18 protein-coding genes are annotated in these 17,462 nt (G+C 58.0%); 13 read left to right on the top strand and 5 right to left on the bottom strand.

Annotated features, from left to right (window positions below):
• Nucleotides 1-37: 37 nt before the first annotated feature.
• Nucleotides 38-934 (bottom strand): LysR substrate-binding domain-containing protein, encoded by an 897-nt coding sequence (locus tag V0R60_RS12480; RefSeq protein WP_136477807.1) that lies wholly within the window; start codon nt 932-934, stop codon nt 38-40.
• 106 nt (nt 935-1,040) lie between these two features.
• Between V0R60_RS12480 and V0R60_RS12475 the strand changes: the two genes are divergently transcribed.
• From V0R60_RS12475 to rpoS, 8 genes are all read left to right on the top strand, one after another.
• Complete coding sequence (locus V0R60_RS12475; RefSeq protein ID WP_136477806.1) at nt 1,041-2,153, top strand: S-(hydroxymethyl)glutathione dehydrogenase/class III alcohol dehydrogenase; 1,113 nt, start codon at nt 1,041-1,043, stop codon at nt 2,151-2,153.
• An 8-nt stretch (nt 2,154-2,161) separates the two neighbouring features.
• Nucleotides 2,162-3,010 (top strand): S-formylglutathione hydrolase, encoded by an 849-nt coding sequence (fghA, locus tag V0R60_RS12470; protein ID WP_136477805.1) that lies wholly within the window; start codon nt 2,162-2,164, stop codon nt 3,008-3,010.
• A gap of 76 nt (nt 3,011-3,086) precedes the next feature.
• Nucleotides 3,087-3,560 carry a 2-C-methyl-D-erythritol 2,4-cyclodiphosphate synthase gene (gene ispF, locus V0R60_RS12465; protein ID WP_136477804.1) on the top strand — a complete coding sequence of 158 codons (474 nt, stop codon included), beginning with the start codon at nt 3,087-3,089 and terminating at the stop codon, nt 3,558-3,560.
• Nucleotides 3,557-4,603: a tRNA pseudouridine(13) synthase TruD gene (gene truD / locus V0R60_RS12460; protein ID WP_330079806.1), complete on the top strand. Its 1,047-nt coding sequence runs from the start codon at nt 3,557-3,559 to the stop codon at nt 4,601-4,603. Before ispF ends, truD begins: the two co-directional genes overlap by 4 nt.
• Nucleotides 4,603-5,352: a 5'/3'-nucleotidase SurE gene (gene surE / locus V0R60_RS12455; RefSeq protein ID WP_136477802.1), complete on the top strand. Its 750-nt coding sequence runs from the start codon at nt 4,603-4,605 to the stop codon at nt 5,350-5,352. Before truD ends, surE begins: the two co-directional genes overlap by 1 nt.
• Entirely contained in the window at nt 5,352-6,029 is a 678-nt protein-coding gene (locus tag V0R60_RS12450) for a protein-L-isoaspartate(D-aspartate) O-methyltransferase (protein WP_136477801.1), read from the top strand. Before surE ends, V0R60_RS12450 begins: the two co-directional genes overlap by 1 nt.
• Before the next feature lie 178 nt (nt 6,030-6,207).
• Nucleotides 6,208-7,083, top strand: coding sequence for a peptidoglycan DD-metalloendopeptidase family protein (locus V0R60_RS12445; RefSeq protein ID WP_136479014.1), 876 nt, complete (start codon nt 6,208-6,210; stop codon nt 7,081-7,083).
• A 107-nt stretch (nt 7,084-7,190) separates the two neighbouring features.
• On the top strand, nt 7,191-8,198 hold the full coding sequence (gene rpoS / locus V0R60_RS12440; protein WP_136477800.1) for an RNA polymerase sigma factor RpoS: 1,008 nt from the start codon (nt 7,191-7,193) through the stop codon (nt 8,196-8,198).
• A gap of 563 nt (nt 8,199-8,761) precedes the next feature.
• On the opposite strand, the gene fdxA is transcribed toward rpoS, so the two are convergent.
• Complete coding sequence (fdxA, locus tag V0R60_RS12435; RefSeq protein WP_136477799.1) at nt 8,762-9,085, bottom strand: ferredoxin FdxA; 324 nt, start codon at nt 9,083-9,085, stop codon at nt 8,762-8,764.
• Nucleotides 9,086-9,225: 140 nt separating this feature from the next.
• Nucleotides 9,226-11,793: a DNA mismatch repair protein MutS gene (gene mutS / locus V0R60_RS12430; protein WP_136477798.1), complete on the bottom strand. Its 2,568-nt coding sequence runs from the start codon at nt 11,791-11,793 to the stop codon at nt 9,226-9,228.
• Between the two features lie 207 nt (nt 11,794-12,000).
• Here mutS and V0R60_RS12425 point away from each other — a divergent pair, with 207 nt between their 5' ends.
• The 3 genes from V0R60_RS12425 to recX all read left to right on the top strand — a co-directional run bounded on the left by V0R60_RS12425 (nt 12,001) and on the right by recX (nt 14,128).
• Entirely contained in the window at nt 12,001-12,483 is a 483-nt protein-coding gene (locus V0R60_RS12425) for a CinA family protein (RefSeq protein ID WP_330079805.1), read from the top strand.
• Between the two features lie 103 nt (nt 12,484-12,586).
• On the top strand, nt 12,587-13,651 hold the full coding sequence (gene recA / locus V0R60_RS12420; protein ID WP_136477796.1) for a recombinase RecA: 1,065 nt from the start codon (nt 12,587-12,589) through the stop codon (nt 13,649-13,651).
• Between the two features lie 9 nt (nt 13,652-13,660).
• Nucleotides 13,661-14,128 carry a recombination regulator RecX gene (gene recX / locus V0R60_RS12415; RefSeq protein WP_136477795.1) on the top strand — a complete coding sequence of 156 codons (468 nt, stop codon included), beginning with the start codon at nt 13,661-13,663 and terminating at the stop codon, nt 14,126-14,128.
• 12 nt (nt 14,129-14,140) lie between these two features.
• Here the strand turns inward: recX and V0R60_RS12410 are convergent, their stop codons facing one another.
• Nucleotides 14,141-15,259, bottom strand: coding sequence for an LOG family protein (locus V0R60_RS12410; protein WP_330079804.1), 1,119 nt, complete (start codon nt 15,257-15,259; stop codon nt 14,141-14,143).
• Nucleotides 15,260-15,649: 390 nt separating this feature from the next.
• Here V0R60_RS12410 and V0R60_RS12405 point away from each other — a divergent pair, with 390 nt between their 5' ends.
• Entirely contained in the window at nt 15,650-15,853 is a 204-nt protein-coding gene (locus V0R60_RS12405) for a hypothetical protein (RefSeq protein ID WP_136477793.1), read from the top strand.
• 10 nt (nt 15,854-15,863) lie between these two features.
• Here V0R60_RS12405 and V0R60_RS12400 read toward each other — a convergent pair whose 3' ends face one another.
• The gene (locus V0R60_RS12400) at nt 15,864-16,280 is read right to left on the bottom strand and encodes a quorum-sensing-regulated virulence factor family protein (protein ID WP_136477792.1); all 417 of its coding nucleotides are present in this window, start codon (nt 16,278-16,280) and stop codon (nt 15,864-15,866) included.
• 237 nt (nt 16,281-16,517) lie between these two features.
• On the opposite strand from V0R60_RS12400, the gene V0R60_RS12395 reads away from it, so the two are divergent.
• Complete coding sequence (locus V0R60_RS12395; protein WP_136477791.1) at nt 16,518-17,228, top strand: tRNA-uridine aminocarboxypropyltransferase; 711 nt, start codon at nt 16,518-16,520, stop codon at nt 17,226-17,228.
• Nucleotides 17,229-17,462: the final 234 nt, after the last annotated feature.

Below are 17,462 nucleotides of genomic sequence, written 5' to 3'. Positions count from 1 at the left end.
CATAAGCGAAGTTTTCCCTGAATACGCGGGAGCTGCTTCAGCCCGCGCGATACTCGGGTAGACGCGCCAACCCCTCGCGTAAATAATCCACCAGCTTGCGTACTTTCGGTGACAGGTGCCGTTGCTGTGGATACAGCGCCCAGACCGCGGTGTTGGGTGGTTGCTGGGCCTCAAGCAGCGACACCAATGTGCCCGTCTTCAAGTGTTCCAATACGTAGTAATCCGGAAGCTGACACAACCCTATGCCTTGCAATGCAGCGTCCAGCACCGCCTGGCCGCTGTTGCAGCGCCAATTGCCCTGTACCCGCAGAGCATGCTCACGGCCGTCCTGTTGCAGGGTCCACACATCCGAGCTGCCGATCAGGCAATTATGCCGTGCCAACTCCGAAAGGCTGTGCGGACGCCCGTAACGCTCGAGGTAGGCAGGCGATGCGCACACATACATGCGTCGCGCAGCCAAGCGGCTGGCGACCAGGCGCGAGTCCTGCAAACGGCCCAGACGAATGGCCAGATCCATGCCTTCATGGACCAGGTCCAGGGTGCGGTTGCTCAGTTCGATATCGACTCGTAACTGTGGGTATAACGCCATGAATCGCGTTACCAACGGAACAATGAAGCGCTCGCCATAGGCCACCGCACAAGTCATGCGCAGCAACCCCTTGGGTTCACTGGTGAGGTCGCCGATGGCGCGCAGCGCTTCCTCACGGCCATCTTGCAGGCGCTGGCAGTGTTGAAGAAAGGTTTGTCCGGCCTCGCTCAAGGTCACTTTTCGTGTGCTGCGGTACAGCAAGCGAGTTTGCAGGCGATCTTCCAGTCGGGCGATCTGGCGGCTGATATGCGAGGACGAAACCCCCAAACGCTCGGCTGCTGCAGTGAACTGGCCTGACTCCGCCACCGCGACGAATTCATCGATCCCTTCCCAGCGACTGCTCATTGATTATCCCTGTATGGCAATAATGTTTTGTCTTTGCCCGGATTATTAAGCAAAACAGGATGAATTACACTTCGAGCTTGAACCAACCTCTTGCTGGAGAAGATTGATGATCAAGTCCCGTGCCGCTGTTGCCTTCGAGGCGAAGAAACCGCTGGAAATCGTCGAAGTCGATGTGGCAATGCCCCAGGCTGGCGAAGTGCTGCTTCGCGTTGTTGCCAGCGGTGTCTGCCATACCGATGCGTACACGCTGTCCGGTGCGGACCCTGAAGGTATCTTTCCATCGATTCTGGGTCATGAAGGCGGAGCTATCGTCGAGGCCGTGGGCGAGGGCGTCACTTCGGTAGCCGTGGGTGATCATGTTATCCCGCTGTATACACCCGAATGTGGCCAGTGCAAATTCTGCCGTTCCGGCAAGACCAACCTGTGTCAGGCCATCCGTGCGACCCAGGGCAAAGGCCTGATGCCAGATGGCACAACACGTTTTTCCTACAAAGGTCAGCAGTTGTTCCATTACATGGGTACTTCGACTTTTTCCGAGTACACCGTGCTGCCGGAAATTTCCGTGGCCAAGATCCAGAAAGAAGCGCCGCTGGAAAAGGTCTGCCTGCTCGGCTGCGGCGTCACTACTGGCATCGGCGCAGTGCTCAACACCGCCAAGGTAAAGCCGGGTGACACCGTGGCTGTATTCGGTCTTGGCGGTATTGGTCTCTCGGCGATCATTGGTGCAGTCAAAGCCAAGGCTTCTCGGATCATTGCCGTAGACATCAACCCGAGCAAATTTGAAATCGCCCGGCAGTTGGGTGCTACCGACTGCGTCAACCCAAAGGATTACGATCGTCCGATCCAGGAGGTGATTGTCGATCTCACCGATGGCGGCGTGGACTTCTCGTTCGAATGCGTGGGCAACGTGCAACTGATGCGCGCAGCGCTGGAATGCTGCCACAAGGGTTGGGGTGAATCGGTGATCATTGGCGTTGCCGGTGCCGGCCAGGAGATCTCGACGCGTCCGTTCCAACTGGTTACGGGTCGGGTATGGCGCGGTTCGGCCTTCGGTGGCGTGCGTGGCCGCAGCGAGTTGCCAAGCTACGTTGAAATGTCGGAAAAAGGTGAGATTCCGCTGGATACGTTCATTACCCATACCATGGGTCTGGAAGATATCAACAAGGCTTTCGACCTGATGCATGAAGGCAAGAGCATTCGCAGCGTCATTCATTTCTGAGGTTAGCCATGAGCCTGGAAAACATTTCCTGCCAGAAAAGCTTTGGTGGCTGGCACAAGCGCTACCGCCACCGGTCCGAAGTGCTGGGTTGCGACATGGTGTTTGCCGTTTACCTACCACCTCAGGCAGAGCATGGCGGCAAGCTACCCGTGCTGTATTGGCTTAGCGGCCTGACCTGCACGGACGAAAACTTCATGCAGAAGGCTGGGGCACAGAAGCTTGCCGCCGAGTTGGGGTTGATCATCGTTGCGCCTGACACCAGCCCTCGTGGGCCGCAAGTGCCGACAGATCCGGAGGGTGCCTGGGACTTTGGCCTGGGGGCCGGTTTCTACCTCAATGCCAGCGAGCAGCCCTGGGCGCAGAACTATCGCATGCACGACTATGTTGTGCAGGAACTGCCAAAATTGGTCGAGGCGCATTTTCCAGCCTCCGATCTGCGCGGGATCAGTGGGCATTCGATGGGTGGGCACGGAGCGTTGGTCTGTGCGCTGCGCAATCCTGGGCGTTATCGCTCTGTGTCGGCGTTCTCACCGATCAGTAATCCAATGGATTGCCCATGGGGACAGAAGGCATTTTCGCGCTTCCTGGGCGAAGATCGGGCGCGCTGGCGCGAGTGGGATGCCAGTGTGTTGATAGCCGAGGCTCAACAGCGTTTACCGCTGCTGGTGGACCAGGGGGATCGTGACGACTTTCTTGAAAACCAGCTCAAGCCACAGGCATTGATCCAGGCCGCGCAAGCGGCAGGCCATCCACTGGATCTGCGCATGCAGCCAGGCTATGACCATAGTTACTACTTCATCGCCAGCTTTATCGATGAGCATTTGCGCCATCATGGAGTGGCACTGGGTTTGTTGTAGGCACCGTCTTACAAATCAGCCTAATGCCCGGCAAAGCAGGTAGAATCACGCCCTGACTCAATCAGGGCGTTTTTTTATGCGTATTGGCCACGGCTACGATGTGCACCGCTTCGCGGAAGGCGATTTCATCACCTTGGGTGGGGTGCGCATTGCGCACAAGTTCGGGCTGCTGGCCCATTCCGATGGCGACGTCGTGTTGCACGCCCTGAGCGATGCCTTGCTTGGGGCTGCGGCGCTGGGTGACATCGGTAAGCACTTTCCCGATACCGACCCTCAGTTCAAAGGCGCCGACAGTCGTGTATTGCTGCGCCATGTGCTCAATATCGTTCAGGCCAAAGGCTGGAAGGTTGGCAATGTCGACGCCACTATTGTCGCCCAGGCACCCAAAATGGCGCCGCACATCGACACCATGCGTGAACTGATTGCTCTGGACCTGCAGGTCGAGCTCGATCAGGTCAACGTCAAGGCCACCACTACCGAGAAGCTTGGCTTCACCGGTCGCGAGGAGGGCATTGCCGTACACGCTGTCGCCTTGTTGCTGCCAGCATGAACGAACTGCAACTGTTAGGCCCGCGCGCATCGGGCCCGGTACTCGGCAACGCCATTCTCAAGGCCACCGCGGAAGATTTTCAGGTCGATGAGGTGCTGGACATCCCGCTGTCCGGTAACGGTGAGCACTTGTGGCTGTGGGTCGAGAAGCGCGATCTCAACACTGAGGAGGCCGCCCGCCGTTTGGCCCGAGCCGCAGGTGTCCCGCTGCGCAACATCAGCTACGCCGGCCTGAAGGATCGCCAGGCACTGACCCGTCAATGGTTCAGTCTGCACCTGCCAGGCAAGGCCGACCCGGATCTAGGCGCGGCCGAAAACGAGACCCTGAGCATCCTCAAGCGCACCCGCCATTCACGCAAGCTGCAGCGCGGTGCGCATTCAGCCAACGGCTTCACCTTGCGCCTGACGGGCCTGAACGCCGATCACCCAGCCCTGGATGCACGCCTGGAGCAATTGCGTAGTCAGGGCGTCCCCAACTATTTCGGTACCCAGCGTTTTGGTCACGAAGGCGGCAACATTCATGACGCCCGTGACTGGGCTGGGCGCCAGGCTTTGCCAGAACAGCGCAACGTGCGTTCGCGACTGCTTTCCAGCGCGCGCAGCTACCTGTTCAATCAGGTATTGGCGCAACGGGTGGCCGACGGAAGTTGGCAGCACGCTCAGATCGGTGATCTTCTGGCCTTTACTGACAGTCGCAGTTTTTTCCCGGCGGGCGAGGCGGAGTGTTCCGATCCGCGTCTGGCAATTCTTGACGTGCATCCCACCGGTCCGATGTGGGGCGAGGGGCTGCCAGCTACCAGTGGCGCCCCTGGCGAACTGGAACAACGTCTCGGCGAACAGCACGCTTCGCTGTGCCAATGGCTGGCGCGGGCGGGCATGGCTCAAGAACGTCGTATCCTGCGACTGCCCATTGGCGGTCTGACGTGGCATTATCCCGAGCCTGATGTTCTGCAACTGGAATTCGTCCTGCCGGCCGGATGCTTTGCCACCGTCGTGGTGCGCGAGCTTGTTGAGCTGGTGTCGGTAGGGCAGACGGACAGCTAATGCATATTCTGATTTCGAACGACGACGGGGTTACCGCACCGGGGCTCGCCGCGCTGCACGCTGCGCTGGCCGATTATGCCGAATGTGTGGTCATAGCTCCCGACCAAGACAAAAGCGGCGCCAGCAGCTCGCTGACGCTCGACCGTCCACTGTGCCCGCAGACTTTGCCCAACGGCTATATCAGTCTCAATGGCACGCCTACCGACTGTGTGCACCTGGGGCTCAACGGCTTGCTCGAGCAAACGCCGGACATGGTGGTGTCGGGGATCAACCTGGGCGCCAACCTGGGTGATGACGTATTGTATTCCGGGACTGTCGCGGCAGCGCTGGAGGGGCGTTTCCTGGGCGGGACGTCTTTCGCGTTCTCGCTGCTGTCGCGCCTTCCAGACAATCTGCCGACTGCTGCCTATTTTGCCCGTAAGCTGGTTGAGGCGCACAAGAGCCTGGAATTGCCGCCGCGAACAGTGCTCAATGTAAACATTCCCAACCTGCCGCTGGAGCATATCCGTGGCATCCAGTTGACGCGCCTGGGGCACCGTGCCCGCGCTGCGGCACCTACCAAGGTGGTCAACCCAAGGGGCAAGGAAGGTTACTGGATCGCGGTAGCGGGTGACGCTGAAGATGGCGGCCCGGGCACCGATTTTCATGCGGTGATGCAGGGTTTCGTCTCGATCACACCATTGCAGCTAGACCGCACTTTCAACGATGCATTCGAGCGTCTGGATGGTTGGCTGGAGGGGCTGCTCTGATGCGCGAACAGGAGGATCTGATGCGCCATGGTATCGGTTTTACCTCTGAGCGAACTCGTGAACGTCTGATCAAGCGCCTGATGGAAGAAGGGGTGTCCAACCCCAAGGTGCTCGACGTATTACGGCGTACGCCACGTCACTTGTTTGTCGACGAGGCCCTGGCTCATCGCGCCTATGAAGACACTGCGCTGCCAATCGGCAACAATCAGACGATCTCCCAGCCGTTCATGGTTGCGCACATGAGTGAACTGTTGCTCGAAGCAGGTCCTCTGGACAAGGTGCTGGAGATCGGCACCGGTTCTGGCTATCAGACTGCAATCCTCGCCCAGTTGGTCGAACGGGTTTTTTCGGTTGAACGCATCAAAGTGCTTCAGGATCGCGCCAAGGAGCGACTGACCGAGCTGAACTTGCGCAATGTGGTGTTCCGCTGGGGGGATGGTTGTGAAGGCTGGCCGGCGCTCGCACCGTACAACGGCATCATCGTTACCGCCGTTGCTCCGGAAGTTCCGCAAGCCTTGCTTGACCAGTTGGCACCTGGTGGACGCATGGTCATCCCCGTAGGGCCAACGGGTGAAACCCAGCAGTTGATGCTGATCGTGCGCGAAGAGCATGGTTTTTCGCGACGAGTATTGGGCGCCGTGCGCTTCGTCCCCCTGCTGACCGGGCCGTTGGCCTGATCAGCTTTTTTTCGTAGCGGGCGAATTACTCCGGTATTGCTCTGTCTATCTGCCTGGCTGCCCCTAATCTGTCAGGGTTCACATTTGCGAAGACCCGGTGTCCGCAAGGTGCATGTGCTCGGTTATAATTGAAACACTATTGCATTTTCACAGCGTTCACCAAGAGAGGGAGCGGCGGGTGGGTCACACAATCATTCAGCAGCGCAGGGGATTTTCGAGCTTCAAGCTTCTGGTGATTGCACTTGCCGTGGGTTCACTATTGTCCGGCTGCTCCAGCACCTCCTCCAACAGTGCCCGAGTGGTAGACCGCAATGCACCGGCGGTAGCCAAGCGCCCAGCCACTACTAGTGGTCAGTATGTGGTGCGCCCCGGCGATACCTTGTTCTCTATCGCCTTTCGTTACGGTTGGGATTACAAGGACCTGGCTGCGCGTAACGGTATTGCGCCGCCCTATACCATCCGCCCCGGACAGGCTATTCGATTTGATAACCGTACGGGGGGCGCTGTTGCAGGTGCAACCAAGGTCGTTACTTCCTCCTCCTCTTCTTCAAGCAAAACCACCGTCACCACCCGCCCGGCAGGTACGCCTGCGAAGCCGCCGACAACGGCGCCAACCACTCCAGCGCCAGTGGTGAGCGCCACTACGGCGGCCCCGGTGCAGGTGCCTGCAACGGAGCGTGTAGTGGGCGGCTGGGCCTGGCCGGCTAGCGGTGTGTTGATTGGAAAATTTGCTTCAAACGGTAGTTTGAATAAAGGCATTGATATCGCCGGTGATTTGGGACAGCCTGTTTTTGCTGCGTCTGATGGTTCAGTTGTCTACGCCGGGAGTGGCTTGCGGGGCTACGGCGAGTTGGTAATCATCAAACACAGCGATACCTACGTCAGTGCCTACGGTCACAACCGCAGGCTTTTGGTTCGGGAGGGTCAGCAGGTCAAAGTAGGGCAGACAATTGCCGAAATGGGTTCCACGGGCACAGACCGGGTGAAGCTGCATTTTGAGATTCGCCGCCAGGGCAAACCTGTTGATCCGCTGCAGTTCCTGCCGCGTCGTTGATTGCTAGAACCCGGCCTGTTCCTCGCGTAGAGGGGACAGGCTCCAGCGCTGCCAAGGATATCGGCGTCGCTTGAGTCTGAGTTCGAACTCAGCAAAGGACTATAACAATGGCTCTCAGTAAAGAAGTGCCGGAGTTTGACATCGACGATGAAGTTCTCCTGATGGAGACCGGCATTGTTTTGGAAACGGATGCGGTGTCAGACGAACCTGCTGTATCTACGGTTCGGACCAAGGCTAAACAAGGCTCCTCACTCAAGCAGCACAAGTATATCGACTATACGCGCGCGCTTGATGCAACCCAGTTGTACCTCAATGAAATCGGCTTTTCGCCTTTACTCTCACCCGAGGAAGAGGTTCATTTTGCGCGCCTGTCGCAAAGTGGCGATCCGGCCGGGCGCAAGCGCATGATTGAGAGCAACCTGCGTCTGGTGGTGAAAATCGCCCGACGCTATGTCAATCGTGGGCTGTCGTTGCTGGACCTGATCGAGGAAGGCAACCTGGGGTTGATTCGTGCAGTCGAGAAATTCGACCCTGAACGTGGTTTCCGTTTCTCTACCTATGCTACCTGGTGGATTCGGCAAACTATCGAACGGGCAATCATGAACCAGACCCGTACGATTCGCTTGCCCATTCATGTGGTCAAGGAGCTTAACGTTTACCTGCGCGCTGCTCGCGAACTGACCCAGAAGCTCGATCACGAACCGTCCCCGGAAGAGATCGCCAGCCTCCTGGAAAAACCAGTTGGTGAAGTTAAACGCATGCTCGGGCTCAACGAGCGGGTATCGTCAGTGGATGTGTCCCTGGGGCCAGACTCTGACAAGACCTTGCTTGATACCCTGACCGATGACCGCCCCACTGACCCTTGTGAGTTGCTCCAGGATGACGACCTGTCCCAGAGCATCGATCAATGGTTGAGTGAACTGACCGACAAGCAGCGGGAAGTGGTGATTCGTCGTTTTGGCCTGCGGGGGCATGAAAGCAGTACCCTGGAGGATGTTGGACTGGAGATAGGCTTGACCCGTGAACGGGTTCGCCAGATCCAGGTAGAGGGGCTCAAGCGCCTGCGTGAGATCCTTGAGAAGAATGGCTTGTCCAGTGAGTCGCTGTTCCAGTAAGCATTGCTTGCAGCAAAGAACGCCTCGACATGATCGAGGCGTTTTTGTTTGTAGCGTTGCCCTGGTTGTTGCTAATGCTTGTGCCGCAGCGTAAAGCGTCTAAGGGTAAATGTTTCCTTTCAATACCAGTGAAACATTTGGACTCGACGGATGATGCCTTCCAAGGGTGTCTGAGTGCGTTTCCGTGTAGGCGTTTGCTTACGTACGGTGTAAGCCATCAGTAAGAATTCAAGTAAATTTATGCCGATTATTTCGTGATCGTTTTTGTAAGTTATTGAAAAATAAAATTATTCTTTTTTATTTCAGCAATGTTTCTGCAGCTTTTTGAGAGCTTTAAGCAGTTGCTGTAAATATTGCGCACGCTAGTATCTGAACTGTGTCTACGGACTGACACAGGCTTTCAAGGATGACGGCCAAGGACATCGCAGGACGCGATTCATCAGGACGATGACAGGGAATAAAGGGACTACGGAAAAAATGTGGGCGGGTCAAACCGCCCCTTTTTTTGCCCGCGATAAACATGAAAAAAGGCCCTTGAAGGGCCTTTTTTTGATCCGGAGCGCTTAGCGCTCCAGGTCTGCGATCTTGCCTGGCTTGCCATCCCACTCTTCAGCGTCTGGCAGGGGATCCTTACGCTCGGTGATGTTTGGCCAGATTTCTGCCAGCTCGGCATTGATCTCGATAAAGTTCTCCATGCCGCTTGGCACTTCGTCTTCCGAGAAAATGGCTTGGGCAGGGCATTCAGGCTCACAAAGTGCACAGTCGATGCACTCATCCGGGTGAATGACCAGGAAGTTCGGGCCTTCGTAAAAGCAGTCCACCGGACAGACTTCTACGCAGTCGGTGTACTTGCACTTGATGCAGTTGTCGGTGACGACGAAGGTCATTTCTAATTCTCTCCTCAGGCGACGGCAGCGATACCCTTCCAGACAGGGTCGCTCGGTTTGATCATCTGGCTGCAGGCCAGGCTAGTAACCTGCAGCACCGTCAAACCGCGCGGGATTCTATCAGCTTGTGCGGGCTCGCGTTATAACAGAGTCTTTAGTGTATAGAGCATTTCGATAGCTTGACGCGGCGTCATGTTGTCCAGGTCGAGCTTCCCGAGCTTCTCAATGGCCGGGTGAGGCAGGCTGGCAAACAAGTCGCTCTGGTGCGGAACATCAGGCGCACCTTTGGGCACAACGGGCATTTCATGGGGCAAACTGGCGGTTTCCAGCCTGCCCAGGTGTTCGCGTGCACGCTGGATTACCGGCGTTGGAACGCCGGCCAGCTGGGCCACGGCCAGACCGTAGCTCTGACTGGCAGGCCCCGGCAGCACATGGTGAAGAAAGACAATACGTTCGTTGTGCTCGGTTGCATTCAGGTGGACGTTGGCAACCAGTGGCTGGTTTTCCGGCAACACCGTAAGTTCGAAGTAGTGCGTGGCAAACAACGTATAGGCACGTAGCTGGGCCAGGCGCTCGGCCGCTGCCCAAGCCAGCGACAGGCCGTCGAAGGTGCTCGTCCCACGACCCACTTCGTCCATCAGCACCAAGCTGCGGTCGGTAGCGTTATGCAGGATGTTGGCGGTTTCACTCATCTCGACCATGAAGGTCGAACGCCCGCCGGCCAGGTCATCGCTGGAGCCGATACGGGTGAAAATCCGATCTACCAGTGACAGCTCGCAACTGGCGGCGGGTACAAAGCTGCCGATATGCGCCATCAGCACGATCAAGGCGGTCTGACGCATGTAAGTGGATTTACCACCCATGTTCGGGCCGGTGATCACCAGCATGCGGGTGTTGTCATCCAGGTTCAGGTCGTTGGCCACGAAAGGTGTGGTCAGTACCTGTTCGACGACTGGATGGCGACCCTGGTTGATGCGCATGCATGGTTCATCAACAAAGTTCGGGCAATTCAAGTCGAGATTCAGCGCGCGTTCGGCAAGATTGCTCAACACATCTAGTTCGGCCAAGGCCGCAGACGTGTCTTGCAGCGGCGCCAGATGGTCGATCAGGGTTTCGAGCAGGGCGTCGTAGAGCATCTTCTCGCGTGCAAGGGCGCGGCTCTTGGCCGACAGTGCCTTGTCTTCGAAGACTTTCAACTCAGGGGTGATAAAGCGCTCTGCGCCCTTGAGTGTCTGGCGACGGATATAGTCGGCGGGTGCCTGTTCGGCTTGTTTGCTCGGCAATTCGATGAAGTAGCCGTGCACACGGTTGTAGCCGACTTTCAGGTTGGCAAGGCCGGTGCGCGCTTTTTCCCGGGCTTCCAGATCGATGAGGAACTGGCCGGCGTTCTCGCTCATCGACAGCAGTTCGTCCAGCTCGCTGTCGTAACCGGTTTTCAGCACTCCGCCGTCACGAATGACAGCAGGTGGGTTGTCGATGATGGCTTTTTCCAGCAGGTCAGCCAATTCCGGGTAAGTCCCCGCAATGACCGCCAGGCGTGCCAGGTGAGGGGCTTCAAGCTCTGCCATGGCATTTTGCAGTTCCGGCAGGGCGCCGAGGGCATCGCGCAGTCGCGCCAGGTCGCGGGGACGGGCGTTACGCAAACCAATTCGGGCGAGAATCCGCTCTAGGTCGCCGATTTCCTTGAGCTGGGGCTGCAGCTTCTCGAAGCGGTAGCTATCGAGCAAGCAGCGAATCGAGCCCTGGCGCGCTTGCAGCACTTTCAGGTCGCGAAGCGGCCGGTTTAGCCAGCGCGTCAGAAGGCGGCTGCCCATGGCGGTCTGACAGCGGTCGATGACCGACTGCAAGGTGTTGTCGCGGCCACCGGCCAGGTTTACATCCAGCTCGAGGTTGCGGCGGCTGGCGCCGTCGAGCACCACGGTGTCGTCCAGGCGTTCATGCTTGAGACTGCGCAGATGCGGCAGGGCGGTACGCTGGGTTTCCTTGGCGTAACCCAACAAGCAGCCGGCGGCGCCGATGGCCAGGGTAAGCTTCTCGCAGCCAAAGCCTTTGAGGTCCTGGGTTGCGAACTGCTGGCACAGGCTCTTGCGTGCCGAGTCGCGATCAAAATCCCAAGGCGCACGGCGACGCGCGCCACGACGCTTTTCCGCCGGCAGGCCTTGCGGCCAGTCATCGGGAATCAGCAGCTCGACCGGATTGATACGTTCAAGCTCGGCCAGGAGGTTTTCCCAACCCTTGATTTCGACCACGGTGAAGTTGCCACTGGTGATATCCAGCACTGCCAGGCCGAACAGGCGCTCGTCCCCCAGCACCGCAGCAATCAGGTTGTCGCGACGCTCATCGAGCAGCGCTTCGTCACTGACCGTACCTGGCGTGATGATTCGCACAACCTGCCGTTCTACCGGCCCTTTGCTGGTGGCCGGATCGCCAACCTGCTCGCAGATCACCACCGACTCGCCCAACTTCACCAGCTTGGCCAAATACCCCTCGGCCGCGTGGAAGGGGATACCACACATGGGAATCGACTGGCCCGCCGATTGCCCGCGAGCAGTCAGGGTTATGTCCAGGAGTTTTGCGGCCTTCTTCGCATCTTCATAGAAGATTTCGTAGAAGTCGCCCATGCGGTAGAACATCAGTTGGTCTGGGTGCTGATTTTTCAGCTTCCAGTACTGCTGCATCATCGGGGTGTGCGCGGAAAGATCACTCATTACAGAAACATGGCTCGCAGTGTCGTTTAGACCTAAGGCAAGCGGACAATGTTACAGGGATTTTGCCGCGGATGCCGAGCCATCCTGCGCGCCGCGACCATTTGTCCATGCATTTTCGTGCCTCTCCTGCGCGCCTGGTGCTGCTCTGAAGATGTATGCCGCACAGGGCTGGTGTAGGGTAGGCAGCAGTCTTTCAAGGAGCTTGTCATGGATACGATCACTGCGCTTTCTGCCCGTTTGGGTGAGCACTTGCGGCGTTTCAATGCCCAGGTGACCTCCGCCGAATCCTGTACCGGGGGTGGCATCGCCGAAGCGATTACGCGGATCCCGGGCAGTTCCGCCTGGTTCGAAGCCGGCTATGTAACGTATTCCAACCGCCAGAAGACTCGACAGTTGTCAGTGCCTGAAATTCTTTTTGCTCAAGTTGGCGCCGTTAGCCAAGAAGTGGTCGAAGCCATGGTCCGTGGCGCCCGGGCCGCCAGTGGCGCACGCTTTGCCGTGGCGGTCAGTGGTGTGGCCGGGCCAGACGGTGGTTCGCCGGCAAAGCCGGTAGGTACCGTGTGGCTGGCCTGGGCCGATGGCGAGCGCGTGAGCAGTGAGCGCCGGCACTTCGATGGCGACCGCGACGAGGTACGCCGACAAACGGTAATCGCCGCGCTAGAGGGCTTGTTACAGCTTGGTGCAGAGTAAATCGCACTTCGGGGGTAGGCGGGAAGAAAACCCTGTGGAATAATACTGGCTACTTATACAGGTGTTCAGGCCGTCAGGCCCTATCGATTACGTGAGGACTTCAATGGACGACAACAAGAAGCGCGCCTTGGCTGCGGCCCTGGGGCAAATCGAGCGTCAATTCGGTAAAGGCGCGGTCATGCGCATGGGCGACCACGAGCGCCAAGCTATTCCGGCCATTTCCACCGGCTCCCTGGGCCTGGATATTGCCCTAGGCATTGGCGGTCTGCCAAAAGGTCGTATCGTCGAAATCTACGGTCCTGAGTCGTCGGGTAAAACCACGCTGACCCTGTCGGTTATCGCCCAGGCCCAAAAAATGGGGGCTACCTGTGCGTTCGTCGACGCCGAACACGCGCTCGACCCTGAGTACGCAGGCAAGCTGGGTGTCAATGTTGACGACCTGTTGGTCTCGCAGCCAGACACTGGCGAACAAGCCCTGGAAATCACCGACATGCTGGTGCGCTCCAACGCTGTCGACGTGATCATTGTCGACTCCGTAGCTGCGCTGGTACCCAAAGCTGAAATTGAAGGCGAAATGGGTGACATGCATGTGGGCCTGCAAGCTCGCTTGATGTCCCAGGCGCTGCGTAAAATCACCGGTAACATCAAGAACGCCAACTGCCTGGTTATCTTCATCAACCAGATTCGTATGAAAATCGGCGTGATGTTCGGCAGCCCGGAAACCACCACCGGTGGTAACGCGCTGAAGTTCTACGCTTCGGTCCGTCTGGACATCCGTCGTACTGGCGCGGTGAAGGAAGGTGACGAAGTCGTCGGTAGCGAAACCCGCGTCAAGATCGTCAAGAACAAGGTGGCACCTCCTTTCCGTCAGGCTGAATTCCAGATTCTCTACGGCAAGGGTATCTACCGCAACGGCGAGATCATCGACCTTGGCGTACTGCATGGTTTCCTGGAAAAAGCCGGCGCCTGGTATAGCTATCAGGGCAGCAAGATTGGTCAGGGTAAGGCCAACTCGGCCAAGTTCCTCCAGGACAATCCGGAAATCGCAGCCACCCTCGAGAAGCAGATTCGCGACAAGCTGCTGAACCCAGGTGCTGTTGAGGCTGCAGGCAAAGCTGCTGCGGTTAACGCCGAGCCTGAAGACGAAGCTGAAACTGAAGTTGGTTGATTTGTTTCCATGTCCGTTGTACTCGACACCCCCGTCGCCGTAAGGCGGACAGCCATGGACCTGCTCGCGCGTCGCGAGCATGGTCGAGTCGAGCTGACGCGCAAGTTGCGTCAGCGCGGCGCTCCCCCCGAATTGATTGATCAGGAGCTCGACCGTTTGACGGAAGAGGGCCTGCTCAGCGAAGCCCGCTACCTGGAAAGCTTTATCAGCTATCGCTCGCGATCTGGTTACGGTCCTGCACGCATTCGCGAAGAACTCAGCCAGCGCGGCCTGCAACGTGGCGACATCGACCAGGCCCTGCGCGAGAGCGGAGTGGACTGGGCGGGGCTGTTACAAGATACCTGGCAGCGAAAATTTTCCGGTCAGTTACCCAGCGACCCGCGTAGCCGTGCACAGCAAACCCGCTTTCTGGTCTACCGTGGTTTTTCCATGGAGATGGTCGGCCGCTTGTTGAGCGGCCGAGGTCTGGACGACTAGACGTGCACGCGCCTAAGTAACTTTGAGCGCTTCGCGGGCCCGTTGCGTCGTGTGCATGGGTTCGGGTTTGGCCCAGTTTTCCGACAGGTTGATAAAGTCCACCAGTTCGCGCAGGCGTCCCTGGTCACGGCCATTGAAGGCGAAGGAAAGCCGTGTCAAGTGACTGAACTTGGCTTCATCGTGGTGTTCTCCCGCGTAGGCGTGCTGGTGGTACTGGCCGCTCAGGCGCAGGTCGGCAAAGCCTTCTTGCAGATCGAACAGCGCACCCTCGTTAAGAGGATGGTGCATGCGAATCACAAACTGGTTTTTCAGCCAGCGACTGGAATGGTAGTTGCTGTAGAACTGATTGATTTCCTCTACAGCTTCCTCGGCACTCTGTACCAGGCGCAGCAGCTTCAGGTCGCTAGGTAGGATGTAGCGGTTTTCTTCCAACTGCCGGCTGATGAAGTTCAGGGCATCCTGCCAGAAGTTGCCGCCTGGCGAGTCCAGAAGCACCACAGGCACCAACGGGCTCTTGCCGGTCTGGATCAGGGTGAGCACTTCCAGCGCTTCGTCCAATGTGCCAAAGCCACCTGGGCAAAGTACCAGGGCATCGGCCTCCTTGACGAAGAACAGCTTGCGGATAAAAAAGAAATGGAATGGCAGCAGTTTGTCAGTGCCGTCCACGGTGGCATTGGCGTGCTGTTCGAACGGCAGCGTGATGTTGAAACCCAGGCTATTATCGACCCCTGCGCCTTCGTGGGCAGCGGCCATGATGCCGCCGCCAGCACCGGTAATGACCATCAGGTTCGAACGGGCAAGGGCTGCGCCCAGTTCCCTGGCCAGTGCATACATGGGGTGTTCGATGGGAGTACGGGCGGAGCCGAACACGGTGACCTTGCGCTTGCCCTTGTACTGTTCAAGGGTGCGGAAGGCGTGGTCCAGCTCGCGTAGCGCTTGCAGGGTGATCTTGGCATTCCAGCGGTTACTGTCGTCCTGGGCCATACGCAGGACGGTCAGCATCATGTCGCGGTACAGCGGCAGGTTGGGGCTATTCGGTGCAACCAGGTTCAGTTGTTCTTCCAGCTTGCTCAGATCGATTCCATTGCTTTTGAAATGACTGTAAAGCAGCTCATTCGGATGGTACGGCATTCAGCGTCTCCTTCTGCAGCAAAACCTCTGACCGGCCCCATTTTAGGGCTTCCGGCCGCGACACTGCATGTGTCGCTGGCTGCTGTGGCTCGAGTGTGCATCTCGAGCATTGCAGTAGACCTGCAAGGTCTCATTGCAGTAATGATGGGCTCTTTGTTGTTGTCGCTCGGCAATGCTGATGCAAGGCCTGGGCAGGCATCCCCCGGTGCTAGCCCCTGAACGGGCGGGCGCTTGCTATCAATTTAGACCCTGGCAGGGTTTTATGCAGAAAGGTTCGCTGTCGAGTTGTGCAGTAGCACTGCGCACCGCTCGTCAGTCGAGGATCTGCAGAGGCAAGGGAATGGTTAACTGGAAATCTGAATAGTTGTCGCGGTGCAGGGAGGCTGTCACATGCAACGGCTGAATCTGGAGCTCGATGCGCAATTGTTTGAGCAACTCGAGCGTTCGGCTCAGGACAACAATCTGAGCCTTGAAGAAGAGTGTCTGCGTCGTCTTGGGGGAGGAGAGCGACACTCACGTTACGTCCAGGCCCTGGTGGCTGAACTGCGCGCCGACGAAAAGCAACGGCGCGACAGTGAAGAAGAGGTGGTCTAGGGGTTTGAGGCTACTTGGTTACTTTCAGGCCGCAGCTTGCAGCATCAAAGGCCTGTTCACCGACCAGGCGATTGGTTTTGTACTCGGTGAAGCGATAGGTCAGCACCGCGCCTTTGGCCAGCAACTGGCGGAAGCCGGTGTTCTTGCAAACGCTGTCGCCCAGTTGGCTGCGCACCGTGTTCGGATCAGCCTGCATTTTTTCGGCATGGCTGGCGCGAACGCTCAGGTGGTTGATCAATTGCTTGCCTTCGACGGTATAACCTTGGTCGAGGATGTCTTCGTTGATCGCCCGCGGTGTGCCCACGCTGCTTTGGGTGGCAACTTTCTGCAGCATCTTGCTCAGTTCGTATTCCTGCTTGGAGGCGGCATTGGCAGCCAGGGGCAGGGCGAACAGTAGGCTCAGAGTCGGGGCGATGAAACGCAGCATGAATTTCTCCTGATTCGGTAACTGGCGATTTGACCGGCAACTGCGCACGGCGTTCCCTCAAGTGCGAAGTCGTGGTGCCAGTGGGTAGCGGCAGGGTGGGGATTATAAGGAGTCGCCGCTTAAGCTGCACGGCAAATACCGTCAGCCAATAGGGAAGCTCTGATAAACTGCACGGGTTTTCCTGTCTTGCCGAGTCCGCGCAGTGCCATCCCTTAATTGCCTACATAGTCTGCTGCCATGAGCCACGCCGTATCGCGCCTGCGCGCCGAACGCCTGGCGCGCAGTGTAAAACCTTTCGTTGCTCGTGGATCGCGGGCGCCACGCTGCCCGCAGTGTCGCGTCATTTTCAGTCACTGCCTATGTGCCTGGCGGCCGCAGTTGCCGTCCGACTCAGCCATGTGTCTGCTGATGCACGACACCGAGCCATTGAAACCGAGCAATACCGGCTGGCTGATTGCTGACCTGATCGCTGATACCTCGGCATTTGGCTGGCAACGTACTTCGGTTGATGAGGCCCTGTTGGCATTGCTGGATCAACCGCATTGGCAGCCTTACATCGTCTTTCCGGGGGAGTTTGTCGTGCCGCAAAGGGTGGTCAACGAGGTGGTCCGCGAGCCGGGTAAACGGCCGCTGTTCATTCTGTTGGATGCAACCTGGACCGAAGCCCGCAAAATGTTTCGCAAAAGCCCTTACCTCGATCGCTTCCCAGTACTGAGCCTGCAGCCGGAGCAGCTCTCGCGTTATCGTCTGCGTCGCTCCAAGCGTGACGACCATCTCTGTACCGCAGAAGTTGCGGCCTTGTGCCTTGACCTGGCGGGTGACCAACGCGCCTCCGAGGCGCTGGATGCTTACCTGGATGTATTCAGTACGCACTACCTCAGTGCCAAGCACCAAAGGCCGATTGACGAGCAGGACGCAGTACACCAGCGTTTGCATACCTTCCTATAGTACAAGGGGCAGGCACTGCACATTGCGTCATAATGGACGGGCTGGCGACCATTGCCTGCCTGCCCTGACCGGGCAATCAGCTTGACCACCCGGTTCTGGCTCGGCATTCTTGGCGCCGATTCGGGCATAGACAAGGCTTGAAACACTGCAATTCCTGGCCTTGAAGTGCCTTTTGGGTGCGCGGCAGTGCCGCCAATACCTTGAGTTGCCCGCCAGGCGCCTATTCTTCCTCCC

It is taken from the genome of Pseudomonas auratipiscis, assembly GCF_036324085.1.
Classification (GTDB): domain Bacteria; phylum Pseudomonadota; class Gammaproteobacteria; order Pseudomonadales; family Pseudomonadaceae; genus Aquipseudomonas; species Aquipseudomonas auratipiscis.
Note: the sequence above shows the minus strand (reverse complement) of the source record. Positions and strands in the feature narration are given on the sequence as shown.

Excerpts from the sequence above, each read along its gene's own strand:
- recA (WP_136477796.1), top strand. The coding sequence starts at position 12,587 with ATGGACGACAACAAGAAGCGCGCCTTGGCTGCGGCCCTGGGGCAAATC.
- truD (WP_330079806.1), top strand. The coding sequence starts at position 3,557 with ATGAACGAACTGCAACTGTTAGGCCCGCGCGCATCGGGCCCGGTACTC.
- V0R60_RS12400 (WP_136477792.1), bottom strand. The coding sequence starts at position 16,280 with ATGCTGCGTTTCATCGCCCCGACTCTGAGCCTACTGTTCGCCCTGCCC.
- V0R60_RS12410 (WP_330079804.1), bottom strand. The coding sequence starts at position 15,259 with ATGCCGTACCATCCGAATGAGCTGCTTTACAGTCATTTCAAAAGCAAT.
- rpoS (WP_136477800.1), top strand. The coding sequence starts at position 7,191 with ATGGCTCTCAGTAAAGAAGTGCCGGAGTTTGACATCGACGATGAAGTT.
- V0R60_RS12395 (WP_136477791.1), top strand. The coding sequence starts at position 16,518 with ATGAGCCACGCCGTATCGCGCCTGCGCGCCGAACGCCTGGCGCGCAGT.
- V0R60_RS12480 (WP_136477807.1), bottom strand. The coding sequence starts at position 934 with ATGAGCAGTCGCTGGGAAGGGATCGATGAATTCGTCGCGGTGGCGGAG.
- ispF (WP_136477804.1), top strand. The coding sequence starts at position 3,087 with ATGCGTATTGGCCACGGCTACGATGTGCACCGCTTCGCGGAAGGCGAT.
- mutS (WP_136477798.1), bottom strand. The coding sequence starts at position 11,793 with ATGAGTGATCTTTCCGCGCACACCCCGATGATGCAGCAGTACTGGAAG.
- V0R60_RS12450 (WP_136477801.1), top strand. The coding sequence starts at position 5,352 with ATGCGCGAACAGGAGGATCTGATGCGCCATGGTATCGGTTTTACCTCT.
- fghA (WP_136477805.1), top strand. The coding sequence starts at position 2,162 with ATGAGCCTGGAAAACATTTCCTGCCAGAAAAGCTTTGGTGGCTGGCAC.
- fdxA (WP_136477799.1), bottom strand. The coding sequence starts at position 9,085 with ATGACCTTCGTCGTCACCGACAACTGCATCAAGTGCAAGTACACCGAC.
- V0R60_RS12475 (WP_136477806.1), top strand. The coding sequence starts at position 1,041 with ATGATCAAGTCCCGTGCCGCTGTTGCCTTCGAGGCGAAGAAACCGCTG.
- recX (WP_136477795.1), top strand. The coding sequence starts at position 13,661 with ATGTCCGTTGTACTCGACACCCCCGTCGCCGTAAGGCGGACAGCCATG.
- V0R60_RS12405 (WP_136477793.1), top strand. The coding sequence starts at position 15,650 with ATGCAACGGCTGAATCTGGAGCTCGATGCGCAATTGTTTGAGCAACTC.
- surE (WP_136477802.1), top strand. The coding sequence starts at position 4,603 with ATGCATATTCTGATTTCGAACGACGACGGGGTTACCGCACCGGGGCTC.
- V0R60_RS12425 (WP_330079805.1), top strand. The coding sequence starts at position 12,001 with ATGGATACGATCACTGCGCTTTCTGCCCGTTTGGGTGAGCACTTGCGG.